Source organism: Pseudoalteromonas rubra (genome assembly GCF_004212645.1).
Taxonomy (GTDB): Bacteria; Pseudomonadota; Gammaproteobacteria; order Enterobacterales; family Alteromonadaceae; genus Pseudoalteromonas; species Pseudoalteromonas rubra_G.
In genome coordinates, this window is the sequence record NZ_PPUZ01000010.1 from 1 (window position 1) to 20,733 (window position 20,733).

General features: G+C 51.2%; 6 protein-coding genes. All 6 read right to left on the bottom strand.

Going from position 1 to position 20,733, the window contains the following annotated elements; genetic code table 11:
• Positions 1-3,291, bottom strand: a 3,291-nt coding sequence (locus C3B51_RS03985) for a non-ribosomal peptide synthetase (RefSeq protein WP_130244246.1), incomplete at its 3' end; no start/stop codon positions are given.
• Positions 3,288-9,800 carry a non-ribosomal peptide synthetase gene (locus tag C3B51_RS03990; protein ID WP_130244247.1) on the bottom strand — a complete coding sequence of 2,171 codons (6,513 nt, stop codon included), beginning with the start codon at positions 9,798-9,800 and terminating at the stop codon, positions 3,288-3,290. The genes C3B51_RS03990 and C3B51_RS03985, both read right to left, overlap by 4 nt.
• 14 nt (positions 9,801-9,814) lie before the next feature.
• Complete coding sequence (locus C3B51_RS03995) at positions 9,815-16,309, bottom strand: non-ribosomal peptide synthetase (protein WP_130244248.1); 6,495 nt, start codon at positions 16,307-16,309, stop codon at positions 9,815-9,817.
• A 38-nt stretch (positions 16,310-16,347) separates the two neighbouring features.
• Positions 16,348-17,121, bottom strand: a complete 774-nt coding sequence (locus tag C3B51_RS04000; RefSeq protein WP_164519284.1) for a S1 family peptidase — start codon at positions 17,119-17,121, stop codon at positions 16,348-16,350.
• Positions 17,122-17,368: 247 nt separating this feature from the next.
• Positions 17,369-19,729 (bottom strand): penicillin acylase family protein, encoded by a 2,361-nt coding sequence (locus tag C3B51_RS04005; protein ID WP_125720577.1) that lies wholly within the window; start codon positions 19,727-19,729, stop codon positions 17,369-17,371.
• Positions 19,729-20,709: a class I SAM-dependent methyltransferase gene (locus C3B51_RS04010; RefSeq protein WP_125720579.1), complete on the bottom strand. Its 981-nt coding sequence runs from the start codon at positions 20,707-20,709 to the stop codon at positions 19,729-19,731. The genes C3B51_RS04005 and C3B51_RS04010 overlap by 1 nt, the downstream gene beginning before the upstream one ends.
• Between the last annotated feature and the right edge of the window lie 24 nt (positions 20,710-20,733).

Genomic DNA, 20,733 nt, shown 5'->3' on the forward strand with positions numbered 1-20,733 from the left:
CACCGCCAACAAAGAGTGCCCTCCGAGGGCAAAGAAATCGGCCTCAGTACTGAGCTGCGGCTCAGGTATATTCAGCATCTCACTCCAGATACCGACCAGCGCTTTCTCAAGCGACGTGACCGGTGCTACACAGACGCTTTCATCGAGCTGCACCTCAGGGGTGGGTAAAGCTCGCTTATCCAGTTTGCCATTGTGAGTCAGTGGCAGCGCTGGTAATAGCATGATCACAGAGGGGATCATGTAAGCGGGCAGGCTGTCGCGTAGCCGTTCACGGAGCTGTGCAATATAGTCATCGCTTTGTTCAGGCATCGCGACTGGCTGAACATAGGCCACCAGTTGCTTACCCTGGGCCAGCTCTTTAACCAGCACCACCGCCGACTCAACGGCGGGCAAACGCATCATTTGTTGTGCTATTTCCCCCAGCTCAATACGGAATCCACGTATTTTAACCTGTTCATCAACACGCCCTATAAATTCCAGCGCACCATCAGGTAAACGCCTGACCAGATCGCCAGTTTGATATAACCTGGCACTACTATGTGGTTGCTGCGCGTCGAAATAAGGGTTATCAATAAAGCGCTCAGCACTCAGCTCGGGCTGATTTAAATATCCACGAGCCAGCGTCGGGCCTCCAATATACAACTGAGCGATGACGCCAGTTGCGACAGGCTGTAAATCGTTATTGAGCACAAACACCTGAGTATCATTGATGGCACGGCCAATGGGCACGCGCCCAATGGGGTCAGAAAAGTGATGGGCACAGGCAAATACCGTTGTTTCAGTGGGCCCATAGGCGTTGGTAAAGCGAATATCCGGGTAACGCGTTAGTGCCTGTTGAACAGCTTCCGCCGATGCTTGCTCACCGCCCATCAGCACAGCCTTGATGGATGTCCCCCGAAATGTGTCATTGATCACCATCTGATTGAACAACGAAGTCGTAGCAAAAAATGCCTCAACCCTCAGTTCACACAACCGCTGGTTTAGTACTCTTTCATCGAGTATCTCGCTTTTATCGAGCAACACGAGCGTCTGTCCCCGCAAGAGCGGATAAAACATATCAAACACAAAGCCATCAAAGGCGTATGAAGAAAGGCTGGCCACACGTCGCGCAGAGGCCGATTCGATAAAAGAAGGTTGTGAGAGCAGCGCCATAACATTGCGATGTTCTACCATAACCCCTTTGGGCTGCCCGGTAGAACCTGAGGTATAGATCACATACGCCAAATGGTCTGGCGTTAACTCGTCGACAACCGGATTTGCCGGAGGATAGCTATCCGTATGCTCTGTTTGCTCATTCAGCAGCAGCGTCACTGTTGAGACGGCTAACTGAGTGAGGCTATCGAACATCTCAGCGCAGCTTAATACCAGCCGAGCCTGAGTATCTGCCACCATCAGTTCAATACGCTCTACGGGGAAATCGGGGGCGAGTGGCACGTAGCCGGCTCCAGCCTTCAACACCGCCAAAATCGCAACAATCAACTCTGGCGTTTTGGGGCTGCATATCCCAACCAAATCGCCGGCACGTACCTGATATTGCGTGATTAAAGTATGTGCCAGTCGGTTTGCTCTCGCATTTAATTGCGCATAACTCATGGCTCCGTCTGCCCAGCAGAGCGCTTCGTGCTCGGGGTTCAGATGTGCCTGCTGCTCGAACAGCTGATGTATCGTTGTCGCACTGCTGCGGCTGGGCTGGTATGCTGGTTTCGGGTGACAAAGCGCCTCAGCCGCCGACGGGCTGAGCATAGTATAAGTCGATAAACGCTGTTCAGGCTGTTGCCCCATCTGCGCCAGTAACACGCTCAACTGCTCCGCCAGCATGACAATTCTTTGCGTTGTGAACAGCCCGGTATTGTACTCAAACTTTAACTCAAATTGCTGATCCTGCTCTATCACATTGAGGATCAGATCGCAGACCACATTCGACTGTCCGTCATCACTTTGCGTAACGCTGAGTTCACTACCAGTCGCCTGCGATGATGTCGACTTGGTTGCATTCCCCTGCAACATATTCAACATGATCTGAAAGACCGGGTTATGGCTTTGACTACGCGGCGGATTGAGAACATCAACAACCTGGTCAAATGGAATATCCTGATGCTGTTGCGCCGCCAGATTGACGGCTTTCAGCGCTGCCACATACTCAGCCAGTGTAGCCGATTCATCGACCTCGGCACGCAACACCAACGTATTGACAAACAGTCCTATCAAACGCCCCAGCTGCGGGTGCGTGCGGCCCGCAACGGGCGTACCAATGACAATATCCTGCTCGTGACTATGACGCGCCAGGAGCAAGCTCCACGCCGCATGAAAAATAACAAAAGGCGTCGTATGAAAACGTTTTGCCAGGTCCGCAATGGCCGCTGCTACTTCGCGAGTAAGGGGTAAGCTGTAGTGGCTTCCCTGAGAAGTCAGCTTGGCAGGTCGCACAAAGTCCAGCGGCAGGCTGTGCACTGCCGGGATCCCTTTTAGCTGTTCAAGCCAGTAGTTTTGCTGCGCCTGCAGAGTCTGCTCATCCAGATAGCTTGCCTGCCAGATAGCATAGTCTGAATATTGCAGCTCAAGGGCTGGCAGGGCAGCTTGTGATGCCGAACTGAACTGCTGGTAATAGAAGTTAAATTCATCAAACAGCACCTCCATAGACCAGGCGTCTGCAGCAATATGGTGTAAATTCAGCAGCAAATAGCCCTGCTGAGTATCACTTTGCGACGCGCTACACTGGATCCAATAGACTCGCAGCAAAGGACTGCTGCTTAGCTCAAAAGGCCGCCTGGTCGTTTCTTGTATGACCGCTTCAACCTGTTGTTGCCTGTCCGACTCGGCCACAGAGCGCATATCAATGCTTTCGATTAAGCACTCTGGGACCGGGTTAAGACGCTGATAAACTTCGCCATTTTCTTCATGATAGCTGGTTCTCAACACCTCATGTCGAGCCATTATCTCAAGCAAAGCCCGTTCGGCATGTGCAACTGAGAAAGCACCTTTGATATTGAGCACCAATGGCATATTGTAACTGCTACTGAGTGGCTCCATTTGAGCAATAAACCACAGCCGTTGTTGCGCAACGGATAAAGGCCGACATGATTTTGGCTGATCACTGAGCGTAATTTCGGATTGTGTTGTCGTGGTTAACTGACCACCCAGATACGCTTTAATTTCCTCTTTGCGCCGAACTAACTCAGATTTTACCTCTGGGTTGATCTCTTTGGGCAGCGCGACCTTCAACGCCCCGTCATGAAATTTTATCTGTACGCCCTGGTTTCTTATTGTTGTTATAAACTCAGCGATACTCATAGTTCAAATACATCCATATCTGTTTCTTGTTGTAATTCTTTTGATGACCAATAGGCATTTTCCAGGTGCATAGCAAACTGTGCTAAATCAGCAGATTCAAACAAGGTACTCACCGCCAGATTCACGTCGTAGTGAGTGTGTACTTTGTCCAGGAACCTGACGACCAGTAAGGAGTGGCCGCCCAATGCGAAAAAGTTGTCATGGCGGCTGATTGACTCAACACCTATGCCAATCAGTTCAGCCCAGGTGTGAGCGACGAATTGCTCATACTCTCCCTCTGGCGGGGTCTCACTCTGCGCACCGCTCAACGTTTGTGGCACAGGTAATTGTGCCCTGTCGAGCTTGCCATTCAGAGTCTTTGGCAGCGCATCAAGCGCCACAAAGACACTTGGGATCATATACTCAGGCAAAGACTGTAGCAGTGCCTGACGCAGCAGCTGGGCCTGCTCAGAAGTCACCAAAGCATGTCCGGTCATGGCATCTTCAGGGACTACATAGGCCGACAACTGTTGTTCATTAAGGGTCACGACCGCCTGCTTGATCCCGTCGATAGCGCTAAGATGACGTTCAATTTCTTCCAGTTCAATGCGATAACCTCGCAGCTTGACTTGGTGGTCAACCCGGCCGCAATACTGCAACAGCCCAGCGTCGAGCTGCCGAACTTTATCGCCGGTACGATACACCCTTGTGGGTACACCATTGATATTTAGAGTGACAAATTTTTGTTTGGTTAACTTGTCCCGGCCATGATAACCAATCGCCAGTGCCGGACCACAGATCCCCAGTTCACCAATACTGCGAAGCGGCGCACACTGGAGCTGATTATCCAACACAATGTGGCCATAACCCGGTAAAGGTGAACCCAGGTGCTGTGCGGTATCGGCATCAGCCTGGCTCAGGGGCACCGTTCTGACCATTGACCACACCGTTGCTTCTGTTGGCCCGTAACAGTTGACTAACTTCGCCTGTTGCTGCCTGAACTGTTCAATCAATGCCGGAGGCAAAGCCTCTCCGCCACTGGCTGCAATCACCCCGGGATGCAATGCCAGACCCGCATCAAACAGCTGAGTCCAGCGCGAAGGTGTTGTTTGAATAAAACCATAACGGCGTGCGTTAAGCAGTTGTACCAGGGCACGAGGGTCTCGCAGTTGCTGATCATCCGCCAGGTAGCAGACTCCCCCACGGGTCAAACAGCCCAGCCATTCATACAAAGAAATATCAAAATTAATGCTGGTCAGCATCAGCCAGGGGAAGTCACAGGCACTGGACGGGATGGCCACATTCATCGCACTGACAAAGTGTCCGAGCGACTTATGTGATACCAGGATCCCTTTAGGCTTGCCAGTTGTGCCCGAGGTATACAACAGGTAAGCAGGTTGTTCCGGCTCAGGCCAGTCTAATGCTACAGGCGAGACAGACGTGTCTAATGTGCTGATATCAAGGCTGTGTGCCTGTATCCCCTCCGGCAAAGCCATCCCTTGGGTAAGGATCAAGCTAACCCCACTGTCCTGGACAACATGCGCCAGCCGCTGTGCCGGATAGCTGGTATCCAGAGGCAGCAGCACCGCGCCACTTTGCAGTACGGCATACATGCTCACCAGCATCTCTATGCTGCGCGGCATCATGATCCCAACCACCTGGCCGGGCATGACACCTTGCGCACGAATATGACCTGCCAGCTGCGCCGCTTGCTGTGCGAACTGCGCATAACTCAGGCTTTGCTCGTTACACACCACCGCGGTGCGCTCAGCAAAGCGCTGTTGTGCCAGTGCCATAGCCGGTAGCAGCGCCTCTCCTGTTTGAGCACATATCGGCTGCTCATTGACCAGTGTCGTCGCACTACACAACGGAAATTGCCAGATATTTCGCGCAGGCATCGCCACCACGGCTTTAACGGTTTCGGCAAATGCCTGTGATAATGCTATCAGCGTCTGTTCATCAAACAATGCCGTCGCATATGACCAGCAAAACGTCATTTGCTCCTCATTTGGCGTTGCGCTGACAGTCAATTCATACTGGGTCGTGCTGTTTTCCTGAGCCTGAGGCAGCACCTTCAGCTGCGGGGCAAACTGTTCAGTTTCTTGTTCAAAATCATCCACCCTGAATAACACTTGAAACACCGGACTGTGAGATGTTGAACGCTCAGGGTTCAACTTATCTACAATATACTCAAATGGCACATGTTGATGAGACAAGGCTCCGGTCATGGTGCTCTGATTGCGCTTCAGGACCGCATCAAAAGAATCGTCCTCAGCAAACTGGGTTCTCAGTGCCAGAGTGTTAATAAAGCACCCGACCTGGGTTTCGAGTTGCTGGTCGACGCGTCCTGATACAGGCGTCCCGATCACCACATCGGCACTCTGACTATAACGCGCCAATGTCAGTGCCAGGGCACTGTGCCAGAATACAAACTCGGTTACCTGGTATTGCTGACAGAGCGCTTTGGCTTGCTCACAGACCGTGCTCTCAAGGCTGCTAAAGTAATGGGCGCCTGCAAATGTTTGCACCTTAGGTCGGGCTCGATCGAGTGGCAAACTATGCACCTGAGGGGCACCTTGCAGTTCATCCAGCCAATAATCCAGCTCCTGTTCAAACTGTGCGGAGTCCAACCATTGCTGCTGCCACAAAGCATAATCGCCATAATCAATGGTATGTGTCGGCAATGAGGCGGGTGTTGAGAGCAGCGCACTTTGATATAACTGTGCCAGTTCGTTAAACAGGATAGACACCGACAGGCCATCGGCTGCAATGTGATGAACATTGAGTAGTACCGCGTGCACATTGGCAGACAGGCGGATCAATGTGACCCGAAGCATCAAGTCAGCACTCAGATCAAAACTTAAGCCGGCGTCCTGTGCTGCCAGCTTGTTCAGTGCCAGCTCTTTTTGCGCCGTCTCCAGATGTGACAGATCATGATAATTCGGGGTCAACTCGATGTCGTTCAATAGCTCAGCATATGGCTCTCCTGAGTGCTGGCGATACACAGTTCTTAAGGTCGTGTGACGCGCCAGCAACTGCGCCAGTGCCGCAATGAATGTCTCACGACACAAGGGCCCCTGAAGCCGAAAGGCACTGGGCATATTGTACTGTGCGCTACCCTGACCCAATTGATCAATAAACCAAATCCGACGCTGCGCAAAGGATAACGGCTGTCGAGACTGGGGACTTGTGGCCACCAGCGCAGGGAGTGCCCGCTTGGGTGCCAACTTCACTTGCTGTGCCAATGCAGCGATGGTTGGATTCTCAAAAATGCTCTTAACGCTCAGCTCGATATCGAATTGCTTGTTAAGTCGGGTCAAGAGTTGCATCGCCAGCAACGAATGCCCCCCTAGCCGGAAAAAATGAGCCTGCGGTCCGAGTTGTTCACATTGCAATAAGGTGCAAAACAATTGGGCAATCTGTCTTTGGGTCTCGTCGAGCGCAACCGCTGCGTCACTCAGTTGAGTAAGCTGCGCTTCATATACCTGCCGCAGCTGTTTCTCATCCACTTTACCATTGGCGTTGTAAGGCACCTGCTGCAGTTCACACAGTAAACCAGGCACCATGTAATAAGGAAGCTGAGCACGCATACGCTGTAAGATAGCCTGCTCATCTAAGCTACCATCAATACACACAAAGGCACACAGGGTCGCCTTATCTCCTTCTTTGAAGCAGCGCACAAAAGACAACTTCACCGCCTCTATATTACTGAGCACCCGCTCAATTTCACCAAGCTCAATTCGGTGGCCATTGATTTTTAGTTGTCTATCCCGTCGGCCCAGATATAGCAAGCGCTGCTGTGACAAGCGCTTAACCACATCTCCCGTTCTGAACATCTGCGCTCCGGGCACTGTCGTGAACGGATCGGGCAGGTAATTGGCTTGTGCTTGGGGGTTATTAACATAGCGCCCCTGGATAGCTGGCCCACCTATGTACAACTCTCCGTAAGCCTCTTCCATAACCGGGCGGCCAAATCTATCCAGTACATACAAATTAGTACCGGCAAACACATCCCCCATAGGTAATACGGACTGTTCAACCTCATCGCCTGCCTGCCAGCGATAGGTTGCATTGGTCACGGAGGTTTCTGACAATCCAAACACAGTCAGCACATCGACACCATAAGGTTGCCAGCGCTGTAACCAACGTTTATTAATGGTTTCGCAGCCCAGTAACACCGTTTGCAGAGAGTCTGGTAACTGAGTCTGCGACTGCTCCAGGTAAATGATAAGTTGTTTCCAAAGACTGACCGATAACTCCAGCGCACTAATTTGCTCGCGGGCAATCACCGCACAGATGGACTCTGGGTGCATGCGCTCCTGTTCATGACAAAAAACGACAGCAGCTCCGCTGCCCCACGCAGGCATACATTCTTCAATGATCACCGAAAAGCCCACTGAAGCCATTTGCAACATGCGCTTGCCTGGTGCCAGCGACAAAGCCGCTTGCATCCCCTCGCTCATGGTGTTAAGTCCGGCATGCGCCAACAACACAGCCTTAGGCTGACCCGTTGAGCCGGAAGTAAAGACCAGCAGTGCCCCATCATCCGCCCGACATGCTGCAACATCTTCATCTTGCGCAGCCCGATCATCCACTGACGTCATCATACTGAGCGGTGTGATTGCCAATTCGCTCTCGGGCAGGGTCTCGCCCAGCAAAAATCGACAATCGCACAGGCTAAGCATATCCAGTTTGCGCTGTATTGGTAAGGTAACATCAAGGGGCAAAGCGATTGCCCCTAACTTCATACAGGCTAACCAGGCAACCGAAAAATCACAGCCGCCGGGCACATGCAGTGCCACATACTCGCCCTTGCTCACTCCCTGCGCTGCGAAATGCGCACTCAAGGCACAGATCCGCTGCCACATTTGCCGGTAGCTAAGCTGCTCACCAGGGTCGATACAGGCAAGCGCATCAGGCGTTTTTTGCTGCTGAGCAACAAACCGCGTCAGCCAGTTGTGTGCCACAGGCAAAGTTGCGTTGTCAGCAAAACAATATGCTGGTGCACCCGGTAAAGCCAATGCCCGCCAACTTTGCTGTGGTGCACGCAAAATAGCATCCAATACCGCACGGTATGCGTTTGCTAATTGTTGCACCGATTGTGCGCTGAGCAGTCCCTGATCATACTCAATACTCAGCCCAGCCTGTGACTCATCCGTAGTCAGGGTAACAGATAGCTCAAACTGGCTATGTACCGACCCTGCTGCCCGGCTGGTAATGTTAAAGTCGGCATTCTCGCGTGTGCTGGCCTGTGTATTGTTATGGTAGGTGAAGACGATATTGAACAAAGGTGAGTGACTCAAATCACGCTCAGAGTCGACCAGCTGGGCTATCTGATCTAAGGTCATATCCTGGTTATCAAACAGGGTCAGTAATGCCTGATAATGTGCCTGCAACAGCTGTGCACTAGACTGCTCTCCATCCACTTGCAGACGCAGCGGCAGAACATTGGTGAAATAGCCTATCACCTGATCCAGTTGCTGAGTGGGCCGATTGACCAAAGGCGTGCCAATGGTCACGTCCAACTCATCGGTCAGGCAAGACAAGGTCAGGCCAAAAGCACACAAGTAAATACTGTAAGGGGTGATCTCTAGGGTATTGGCCAATTCAGCTACGGCCTTTGCAAGTGGCCATTGCGCCTGAATGTCTGCGGCAATACCCAATGCCGCAGGATTGTGATAAACATCTTTGTTCACTAAGCTGGTTTTGCTCGCACCAGCCAGGTATGACTGCCAGAATGTCGCTTGTTGCGCCTGTCGCTGTGTACTGAGTTGCTGGCATTGCCACTGAGCGAAGTCCAGGTACTGCACAGGTAACGGCGCCAGGGGGGCATCCTGCTGATAGGCGCTGATCAAATCATTCATCAAGATTTCAACAGACCACAGATCAATCACAATATGATGCATGCAGATTAACAGCACCGCCTGCTGCTGTGCCACCGAAAGCAAGGCCATCTGGCACAGTGGACCGCTCTGTAAATCAAAAGATTGTCCAATAAACTGGGCACAAAAGTTATCCAGCGCCTGCCGTGAACGCGAACTAAAATCCAGTTCAGTAAAGGTGCCTTCCTGAATATCAACCACCTGCTGATAGGGGGCCCCCTGGGCCATGCCGTAGCGACTGCGCAAGACCGTGTGCCGCTCAAGCACAGACAACCAGGCACGATGCAACCTCTGACCGTCAATCTCGCCGGAGATGTCAAACTCAAAGTGGCAATTGTAAGCACTGCTGTCAGGCTCTACCTGCATCAGAAACCAAATTCCTCGCTGATAACTCGACAAAGGCGCTGTATCACAACCTGAGGCGATGATCGGGGGTGTTTGCTGAGCCTGATGTTGCGACAACCAACTGACAATTTGTGTTTTATGAGCCTTAATTTCTGCAATCAATGTTGGCGTCAGACGCGCCTTTTCACCGCTGATTTTGAGCTGTCCGGAAGCAGTCAATGACAGTACAATTTGCAAAGAGCGTAACTCTGACAGTAGTGCCTGTAGCGCCTGATGGTTATTATTATTGGCTGGTATATTCATGTTCCTACTTCCTATTAAATCACGATATCAATCACGTCATCTCTTTCCATGGCCTCAGTCGGCGAACTCGACTGTTCTATCAGGTTGAGATAGGTTGCGAGCGCACTGAGTGTCGGGTTCTGGTAAATCACAGAGACAGAAACAGGCATGCCTAAGCGCTCTTCAATGGCATTACAAAATCGGATCGCGAGCAACGAATTGCCGCCCTGATTAAAGAAATTTTCCTCAACATCAAGGTTATCCACGCCCATGTCGGCCAAAATCCCCAGCAAGCTGGACAAAGTGTCGGTGCACTGTAGCGGCTCTGTCAGGGTCGACTGACTCTGGGCCAGTATTTTAGCGATGGCCTGACGGTCAAACTTACCGTTGGGGTTGAGCGGGAATTCTGGCAGCTGTAGGATCCGGCTCGGGATCATGTAATGGGGTAACTTCTCTCGCAAAGTTGCTTCGAGCTCAGTCATAATAAGTGTGTGCTCGCCAAGAACAGCAGCAGCCAACACTTTATTGGCACTGTCCGTGCCATTGACCACAACCACCGCGCTCTGCACCCCCTCTAGCTGGGTTAAGTTTGTCTCAATATCTAACAAGTCGACCCGATATCCATTCACTTTGATAAGGTTATCGGTGCGACCACAATAGTGCAGACAGCCAGCGCCATCCATGTAGACACGATCGCCTGTGGCGTAGAACCGACCAGCTAATCCCGCAACAGAGACAAACTTACTTTCGTTGAGCTGAGGATCATTGAGATATCCCAGCGCCAGGCCATATCCACCGACTAACAGCTCTCCGGTCTGGCCTTTTGTCAGTATCTGGCCCTGTTCGTCGACAACCACACAGCTTGAGCCCGTGACACACTGGCCAATCGCAATAGGTAAGCTCGGATCTATTTCTCGTTCAATTGCATAGGTAGTGGAAAATGTGGTGTTTTCTGTCGGCCCATAGCCATTGATGATCTGGATTTTCGGATCTTGCTGATAAACCGCCTGAACGGCGTTCGGGGCCACCACGTCGCCACCGACCAACAAATAGCGCAAGGCAGTCGGGCCGCTTAAGCGTTCACTCCAATATTTGAACAGGCCAGCGGTCATCCAACAGGTATTGATCTCATGTCGCGAAAGGAGCGCGTCAATCCCCTGCAAATAGTCCCCCAGCTCCTGATACAACACCAGGCTACCGCCATTGAGCAAGGGGCCAAAGACTTCAAAGGTCGCGGCATCAAATCCAAGCGAGGACATTTGCAACATACAGGTTTCTGTATTTAAGGGAACATAATCGCTGCCCACCACCAAACGCAGAATCGCGTTTTCCGGGATCAGTACACCTTTCGCCACCCCGGTTGTGCCGGAGGTGAACATGCAGGATACCGGGTGGTCATCAGCAGATTTACCTAAAGGCGTCACCGCATTGGCTGACGCACTGGGGCGCTGCGTCTGCACGCACCAGAATTGTCGCTCAACCAGAGTATCATTACGCACTTCCAGGTCTGGCTGAAACTGTGCTTTAACTTGCTGGAATCTGTGTTCAGGCCAGCTGGTATCAAGTGGCGCAAAAGTCACGCCCAGTGCAATACAGGCCAGCATCAGACAAATTCCCTGGTAACGATCGTCCACACTAAACAATAACCGCCCGCCTGCAACAAGCTGCTCGCCTGTCAGGTGGCCGGCCAATTGCATCACATCCTGGTGCAACTGAGCATAGCTTAGCGTTTGCCCTTTCTGAATAATGGCGGGACGCGTAGCATGGCGCTGTGCCATGTCACTGAAACGCTCAAACAAACCGCTAAAAGTCGGTCGAGCTGTGCGATCAACAATGGCTTTGGCATCAACTGACCATGGTTGCGTCAGTGCGCTCAGTGACTGCGATGCATTTGTTGACTGAGCAAAATACGCCAGAGCATCGAGCAAATGCGCATGCCATTGCTCAATCCGCTGAGCGTTGAAAATGTCCGTACTGAATTCCCATTTCAGCCAAAACGCCGCTGCTTCACCTTGCTGCTCAACCACTTCAAGGTTCAGGTCAAACTTTGCCGACTGCCAGGGCACTGCAACCCCCTCAATGCCCTGTTGAACAAAACCGTCGCTATCCGGGTTGACCACCTGATAAGAAAACAGCAGCTGAAATAGTGGGTGATAGCGCATCGAGCGCTCAATATGTAATTCGTCCAGTAACCAGTCAAACGGCACTTTTGTGCACTTAATGGCATCCAGAACCCGAGACTGTTGCTCCCTCAGCCATTGCTCAGCACTCACCTGCAACTCAGTATCGCAACACAGAGGCACTGAATTCACAAAGTAGCCCAGTGTATTTTGCAGCCCGGCGCGTTCACGATCGCTCGCCGGCATGCCAATCACCAAAGGCTGTGCACGATTCGCACTGCGCATCACCAGTGCGAACGCACTGTAAAATAGCTGCAACAGATTGCATTGATAGTGACTTGCAGTAATTTTAAGTTGTTTTGCCAGTGACGCCGGTAATGCTTTGAGCAATACCTGGCCACGGCCCGAAGGCTGCTCCGGCCGGGGTTTATCAAGTGGTAATGCATGGCAAGGGGCCAACTCACTGAGCCGAGTTTTCAATGTTGCCAGCGCGTCCAGCCAGCTTGCCTGATGCGCTTTATCGCGCTGCCAATAAGCATAATCATGATAGGCCAGATCTGCGTTTATCGGGTTCAGTGCACGTCCGTCACACACGTGCTGATAACCGTCAAACCACTGTTCACACATCGTCTGAATCGACCAGCCGTCACTGATGATATGATGCATATTTAGCAAAATCTGAGGTGCAGCTTGTGGAAGGTGATATACAGTAACCCTGAATAATGGCAGTGTATCTAGCGCAAATGGCGTGTTGATCTGCTGCGCCATGTGAGCCTCTAATTGTGCATCATTGTCTACCTGAAGGTGTTCAAAGTGTGCCGTATACTGCGCTGCTATCTTCTGTCTGGGGCCCTGCTCTTCCAGTTCAAAATACGTTCTTAACACTGGGTGCCTGTCAACCAGCCACTGGAAAGCTTGCGCTAATTTATCCAGATCCATCGTCTTTGGTATGCGAAACGCCACAGGCATGTTGTAAACACTACGTCGGATTAAGTGCTGATCCACAACCCATAAACGCTGCTGCGCATAGGAAAGCGGATAACTGTCAAGCTGAGGGGCCGGTTCAATGCGTTGCACATTACCTTGCTGGCGGTCTAACTGAGCTGCAATTGACCGGATAGTGCCGAGTTTCAGTAACACATCCAACCCCAGCAGCTGAGAAAACTGTTGCTCAATTTGGGCAGCCAGCCTGGTTGCCAGCAAGGAATGTCCGCCGACGGCAAAAAAGTTATCTTCACAGCCGACCTCCTCCAGCTCCAGCAATTGACACCAGATGGCATGTAGCTTCTGTTCACTGGGTGTTATCGGTGGGCACTGATCTTGGCGACGGGTACTGCTGCGCGGTAATGGCAATGCACGTTCATCCAACTTACCATTGTCTGTTAACGGCCATGCACCCAACGTTTGATAATAATGTGGCTGCATATAAGCGGGTAATGTCTTCGCCAGCGCCGCTTTGAGCTGCTCCGTCAACTGTTCATCACTTTGATCACCAGTACGTACCGGAATAATATACGCCACCAGCGCCTCATCCGCTTCCCGTTGCCAGAGCCTAACTTCTGCGTCTTGTACCCATTCATGGGCTCTGAGCTGAGTCGCAATTTCATCCAGCTCAATTCGAAATCCACGTAGTTGCACCTGGTTATCATTGCGCTGACAGTAGACCAGCCCCACCTCAGGGTCGTACATCATTAGGTCGCCACTGCGATAGAGGATCTTGGACTGGCAATATCCCGGCGCTGGCACAAACCGTTGCGCCGTTTTTTCTGGTTGGCCAAAATACCCCTGAGTTACGCCCCCACCGCCAATATAAGCTTCACCAACCGCATAGGGCGCAGCCGGCTGCCCTTGCACATCAAGCAACAGTATCTCAAGATCATTGAGTGCATAACCAATGGCGCTGGTTCCTTGTTCGATCAGCGCCTTGCTTACCTGCTGATAACTGACATGAACTGTGGTTTCTGTTATGCCGTACATATTATGAAATTGCACCTGACTGCCCGGGACTTTGTCGTACCACCCCTGCAACCACTGGGGATGCAGTTTTTCCCCCCCAAATATGACATGGCGCAGCGACAAAGCGCTTCCCTGTGTTGGCGTAAGCTGGTTGATCACTTGCCGGAATGCAGAGGGCGTCTGGTTGAGTACCGTCACCCCCCGTACCTGCAACAGAGCGATAAAGCGTGCACTGTCTTTCGCCACATCCGCGTCAACAATCTCCAGCCGGGCACCATAGCGCAAAGCACCGAAAATCTCCCAAACGGAGAAATCAAAGCCATAAGAATGAAACAAGCACCAAACATCTTGCTCAGAAAAATCATAATGCGCTTCACAAGCCGAGAACAGGCGAGCTACATTGCGGTGGCTGACCTGCACCCCTTTCGGCTGCCCGGTCGACCCGGAGGTATAGATGATATATGCCAGGTCATCTGGTGCCGGTGAGAACCTCGCCTGCAAAGGCATCTTCGCCTCTTGCTGGCGATGCTCTATCAAAATAGAGCGCACACCATTGAGGTCTTGTGGCTGAGTCTGTTCACTACAGATAATCGCCGCAGGTGATGTGTCCTCAAGTATATAATCTCGACGCTGTGCCGGGACGCTGGGATCAATAGGTACGTAGCAACAACCAATCCGCAACGTCGCCAGGATCGCCACTATCAAGTCACAACTGCGGGGCAGGCAAATGGCCACCCGCTGACCTGGCTGCACCTGACAATCAAGTAGCTGTTGCGCAAAGGCGTCAACCTGCTGCTGTAACTCAGCATAGGTCAATGTTTCATTGGCGTGCGAGTCAACCACAGCAAGACGTGCTGGAAACGTTTCGCAGGCCCGAGTAACAAAGCCAACAATTGTATCCGGTTGATGCTGATGCTGCGCCGCAAAATAGGTCTGCTGTGCATCATCCACCAAACTCAACTGCGTCAGGTCAGTATCCTGGGAAAGACATAGCGCGGATAAAATGCGCGTATAGCTGTCGCCCAGCTGAGCAATCTGTTGGGCGCTAAACAACTTATGGCTATATTCAATGACCAGAGACAGCGCCTCGCCTTTGGGATAAAAGGTAAACTGGATCGGAAAACGAAGCTGCTCAGCGGGATTAGGAAGCACCGTAAAATCACTGCCCTGAGCAGCGTAGTCGCGGTCATTGCCATTTTGATAGGCAATACAGACTTCAAATAAAGGGTTAGTCACTTGCCCGTTGGCAAGCCCACAACGATTAATAATTTCATCAAAGGGCGCGGCATGATGCTCAAATGCCTGAACAACCTGCGCCCGGACTGACTCAATCAGGCTATGACTATGGCTGTGCTGCGACATATCCAGACGCAACGGCAGCATGTTAACAAAAAAGCCCAGCGTCTGATCCAGTTGCCGTGAAGGTCGGTTGGCGTGGGCAGTACCAATCACTAAGTCCTGTTCACCAGAGTAACGGTGTAACAACACATACAGCGCAGCCAGGGTGATCATAAAAGGAGAAGCGTGGTGTTCAATGGCCTTGTCTTGCAAAGCTGCAAAGATCTCAGGGGCTATCTCAAGGCTATACTCACTGGCGTTTAACAACGCATCCGAGTCGCAAGGTGAAACCGAAAACCCAGCAGGTTTGGCGGCCACGCCCTGGAGTGTTTGCTGCCAAAAGTCCAGTTGATAGGTAAAAGTACCGGCTTCACGGTGATGGGCTTCCCAGCTGGCAAAGTCACTGTAAGGCAAAGTCTGGGGTAACTGAGGCATAGACTGATCTGCACGCAAACTAGTGTACAATTGTGCAAACTCACGCAGAAAAATATCAGCACTGACCCCATCAACCGCAATATGATGAAAGCTATATAATAACACCCGGCGACCGTGCTCATCCTGAACACACTGAACACGAAACGGTGGCTCTGCTTCTAATTTAAATGGGATCTGCCACTGCTGCGCAATGTGCTGCTGCAGTTCATCTGACGAAATTGCTTGCACCGTTATCTCAATTGCTGTCGCAGGCTGCACTCGCTGATAGCCTTGGCCATTGTGGTTGCACAATACGGTGCGTAACACCGGATGACGCGCCAGCAGCATAGAGATAGCCGTTTCAATATCACTCAGTGCTACACCCTCACCCAGTTGTACGGCATGACAGATATTATAACTGCAGCTAAGTGGATCACTTTGATAGGCAAACCATAAACGCTGCTGTGCCGCAGACAGTGGAATTTCTGCACCGCTATGGACTGTGCCCAACTGTTCGAGTGCGTCGTCGTATCGTGCTTTTTGCGTCAGGTAAGTGATGATCGCGGATTTATTACCACGGATGAATTCGGCGTCTTGTGCCGTGATTGCGCCTTGTCGCGCACTGGTTTTGAGTTTATCGTTATCCAGATATAAATGAATGCCACGCGCGTTCATCTGGTAGATACCCTGCATGATCCCCATCGTTTGCTTTCCTTATTATTATTGTCGCAACAAATGTGTTAGAAGTTGATTTGTTTACATATGCTGTTGAGCTGATCGGCACGGACACCAAAAGGCAACCGTCCTGTTATCGGAACACTCAGCTGCGTGTCTGGCTGAGTCGCAGTCATAACCTGTTTGATCCAAGGAACAAATGGCAAGACCCGAGTGTGGATATCCACCGCGCCATATTTTCCCGCAGGCTCAAACGGTTTCAGCGCTCTGGAGGCCAAACCCACTAATACTTGTTGGCCCTGCTGCTCAACCATCAGCGGTGTACCACTGTCACCGTCAGCCAGGCTGGCTTCCAGCGGCAATGCATGTGGCGTCGTTGGCTTGTCGAAGTCGGAATAGATAAGCAGCGGGTCAATGCGCGATATGCGGTTTTCGCCATAGCGTAAGCGACCCTGGTTTTCACCATTGTCGATAGTTTGTCCGGTCAGACCGTTGCCCGTACCGCCAATCCCCGCAAAGCGAATGATTTGACCTGCTTGGGCTGGATGATCGGGCAATGCCATATAGTCAGAAGAGGTTATGGGCGTAGCAAGTTCCAGTAGCGCAATGTCATGCGTCGCTTGTGGCTGGTAATCCGGGTGGTTGTGAATGCGTGCAACTGCCACCTTCTGACCGTCCACCTCAATGGCACGACCCGGGCGCAGGCAAAACGTCGCATGGGCGACAGTCACCACCCACTTAGGCGCGACCAGAACGCCATGTCCGCCATCACGGTAAATGGTCGCAAGCCCGGGAATGGGATTATCACGCTTACTGATAAGATGTTTGCTGTCCGCCACTGTATGCTGAATTACAATTGCAGAAGCTTTAAACGTCCAAGGGCATAGTAGAGCAATTACAAGTGCCAGAGGTTTAGATAAATTGAATATCCTTGTAGCTGTCATTATGAACCTGTTGCCAATTTTTATTCGCTGTCTCTGCTTTGAATTATTCTGTCAGGACAGGATTTTATTATAATAGTTGGATGGCCGGTTCATTCCATGACCGGCCTGCCTAAATTATACGCTGTACAAGATCAAATCAAGTCTACTTTTCAGAAACTCGGACCAGATTCAGCTCGTATTGTGTATCTGTCACTGCCAATGGCTGGTATTTACCCTGCAACCAGTTGTCATGACCATGGCGATAAAATGTCGACAAAAAGTGCCCTGACTGGCCGCCTGGCAGATTGAAGGTAGACTCTCCTTGCATGTCAAATACAACCCGTACCGCTGCCCCATAACCAAACACATGCGCGTCCAGCGTGAAAACATTGCCCGACTGAGGTGTTAGTGGTGCATCCAATAGATAAGAAAAGACCCCATTAATGAAGCCAAACGGGTGGAACATCTCGAGCCGGTTTCTGTCTCCCCAGGTGGCATTTTCATACGCACCAAAACTGCTCAGGTAATACGTATTCAGTTCAGTTGCCTTGGTGTGTAAAAAATCATTCCAGCTGGCATAGTCAGCGGGCAGTAAGTGCGCAGGTTGTTCTGTCAACACACGTCGCAGTACATTGTCCCAGCGATTGTTAACAGTCAAAAAATGGTAGTTCATATCGATTTGTGCATCAGGCGCCAGCCAGGCCTGTAAAAATGCCACACTCACTTCATAGCGAAAAGCAGCCAAAAATCGCATCGCGGCACTGTCGGCATCCGCCTTTTCATCCCACTCTCGTAACATCGTCTGAAGTGCCTGGTAGGCCGGATCACTGGCACTGCCCTGTTCGGCTAAGACCGTTAGCAACAGATCCCGCCAGAACAAGTGTAGTCTGTCAGTGCTGTCCATTTGCCATTGTTCAAAGTCAGTTCTGCTAAACTGATCCTGCCCCGACAGCTTATCTTTCAGAATCGCTCCGCGCACACCTTCAACAAACCCGCCGTCACCGATCTTTTCAATGAACTCATCTCCCAGTGGGCGGTTATTGGCATTCCACAGTTTACCTTCAGAATGCTGCACCCGGTGCGGCAGCTCGGTGAGTCGATGACGCCAGCTAATGTCAGCCTCCTGCCAGGGCCTGCCTCCCACACGGTTCGCACCTTCGCGATCAAATACAGGTCCGGTGACGGACCACCCGACGCTGCCCGCCTTATCAATCAAAAATAAATTGAGCGACGGTAAGCCAATCTGTCCTGCCAATGCCACGCCCTGCTCAACTGTGGTGGCCTGCTCGACGGATAATAATCCCATGCTCACCGCATCAGGTTGATAAGCGGTCCAGCGCAATACCAGCCCCTGCTCAGCGTCACGCTCAACCAAAGGGCCCCATTTGGTCATCTGAACGGTTAAGTGTTCATCCTCTCCGTTGGCATTGACAATGACCTGATAACTGGGCTCTAAAGCTTGCCAGCCCTGCTCTGTCAGGTAGTGCTGATCTTTCAATTCAACATGAATGTAATCAAACATTTTGCCGATGTTGTTTGAAAACCCCCAGGCAATATGTTGGTTTTTACCTATGCCCATGACCGGGATCCCGGGAATGGTAAATCCAGCCAGGGTTGCCGCTTTACCATTTTGGAAAAATTCGAACTGGGCCCGATACCAGACTCCCGGCATAAACAGATTCATATGAGGATCATTGGCTAGCAAAGCGCCTCCTGATGCGGATAAGTCACTGCTCACGCCCCAAATATTGGTGCCAGGCATCCCTTTACCCAGAGCTTCGTTACCCTGCAGTGCAAGGGCCGCTTTACCTACCACAGAGTGTGCCTCAGGAATAGGGCAATTCTCTCTTTGAGAACCATCCAGCGTACTGTCCCATTGAGTCTGTTCTGATAACAAAAAGCACACTGTCTGCTGTGGAACTAACTTGCGCAAGGAGACGAAAAAACGCTCTCTTTCAATCGAGCCTTCCTGCAAAGCCATGTACATACCGTAAATGACCATTAAGCTGTCTTCTGGCAACCATTTTTGTTGTTTGCCTGGTGCCAGCAGATACTCAGGTGCGTGCGCCTGTTGCTGAGAAATAGCCGCATTGACACCATTGGCATAAGCTATCAACAGCGCTTTCTGTTCATCCGGCAGATGGTTATAAGCTATCCGTGCCCTTGCTCTGAACAAGTGCTGGCGGGCCTTGCGATCATGTTCCAACATTGAGCTGCCCAGCAACTCTGCTAGTTCACCACCGCTTTGTCTGCGCGCCAGATCCATCTGAAAAAAACGATCCTGAGCATGAACGTATCCAGTACCAAAGGCGACATCCTCACGGTTCTGGGCTTTGATCAATACTGCTCCGTCATTATCTCGTTGCACTGACACATTCGCCGATATCCCTTTGACCATCATGTTGCCACTCAGGCTGGGCATCTGATCTATCAAATACCAGTAACCGAGACACAGCAAAAGTGCGAGTGTAAAAAGGCCAAAGAGAGAGAACTTAACCGTGGCCATCATGATTCGTTTACTCACTACACTAACTCCGCCAAAATCAAATAGTTTTCAGGAATGCTGGTGCTCACCGTTTCCCGGACTGCAAACCCTGCCTGCTCTAGCGTGGTCTGATAAGTACTGAGCGGGTAAAGCGATTGCCCCATCAAACGATGGACGAAAGTAAAGCCTTCAACCCAGTCCTGATTCGTGACGCGCACTTCAGGCGCACACATCTGATCCTGGATCACAAAATACGTCCCTTTGGGATAGTTTTGTCTGATAGAGGCCAGCATTTGCTCTGCACACCCCGGGATATTGAGCAAATCATGGAACATTGCAAAACACAAAATGAGATTTCGTCCATGCTCTGCCCGGGTTTCGGTGATGTTGTCTGACCAATCCTCAGCAGATGAGCAAACGATGTTAATTTGTTTTTCTATGCCGTGGCGGTGAATGTTCTCTCTTGCTAACTCACAACAGTCTTCACTGATGTCAATCCCGGACATAGTGACGTGCGGATAGTGCTGAGCCAGTTGCAGCAAACGCATGCCTGAACCACAGCCAATATCAATAGCATGATCAAATGACAGGCTGTCCAATAGTTTAAACATGAAACTATCGGTATTTTTCGCGGAAATTTGGGCCGTGGCAGAGGCCATTTTCTTGGCATTTCTGACAATGTCGACGCCATAACGCTGCTCACCAGTCAAAATAGGATGTGACTGCGCAACCACATTGCCATAGCCTTCCAGCAACCATGACAACATACCAAAGTTTTGTTCATATTCTTCCTTAAATGCCTCATCCAGCTGGTAGCCTTTCGGACCCCGCGTTAGGACCCGTTGAGAGGCAAGAAACCGCAACAAGTCACGCGCTCCGACCAAATCAAAGTCGTATTGCTCAATCAGATCAGCAGGCGTGATCACCTTGTTTGATTCAAATAATTGAAACAGTCCAACTTCGTTGACGGCGATAACGAGTTTGGCGGTCAGGTAGTGGTTAAACATTTGAGCTATCATAATTTGTCCTTATTATCTTTATAC

What these genes read in the sequence shown, in the direction of transcription:
- C3B51_RS03990 (WP_130244247.1), bottom strand. Translation starts at nt 9,800, where the DNA reads ATGAATATACCAGCCAATAATAATAACCATCAGGCGCTACAGGCACTA.
- C3B51_RS03995 (WP_130244248.1), bottom strand. Translation starts at nt 16,309, where the DNA reads ATGGGGATCATGCAGGGTATCTACCAGATGAACGCGCGTGGCATTCAT.
- C3B51_RS04010 (WP_125720579.1), bottom strand. Translation starts at nt 20,709, where the DNA reads ATGATAGCTCAAATGTTTAACCACTACCTGACCGCCAAACTCGTTATC.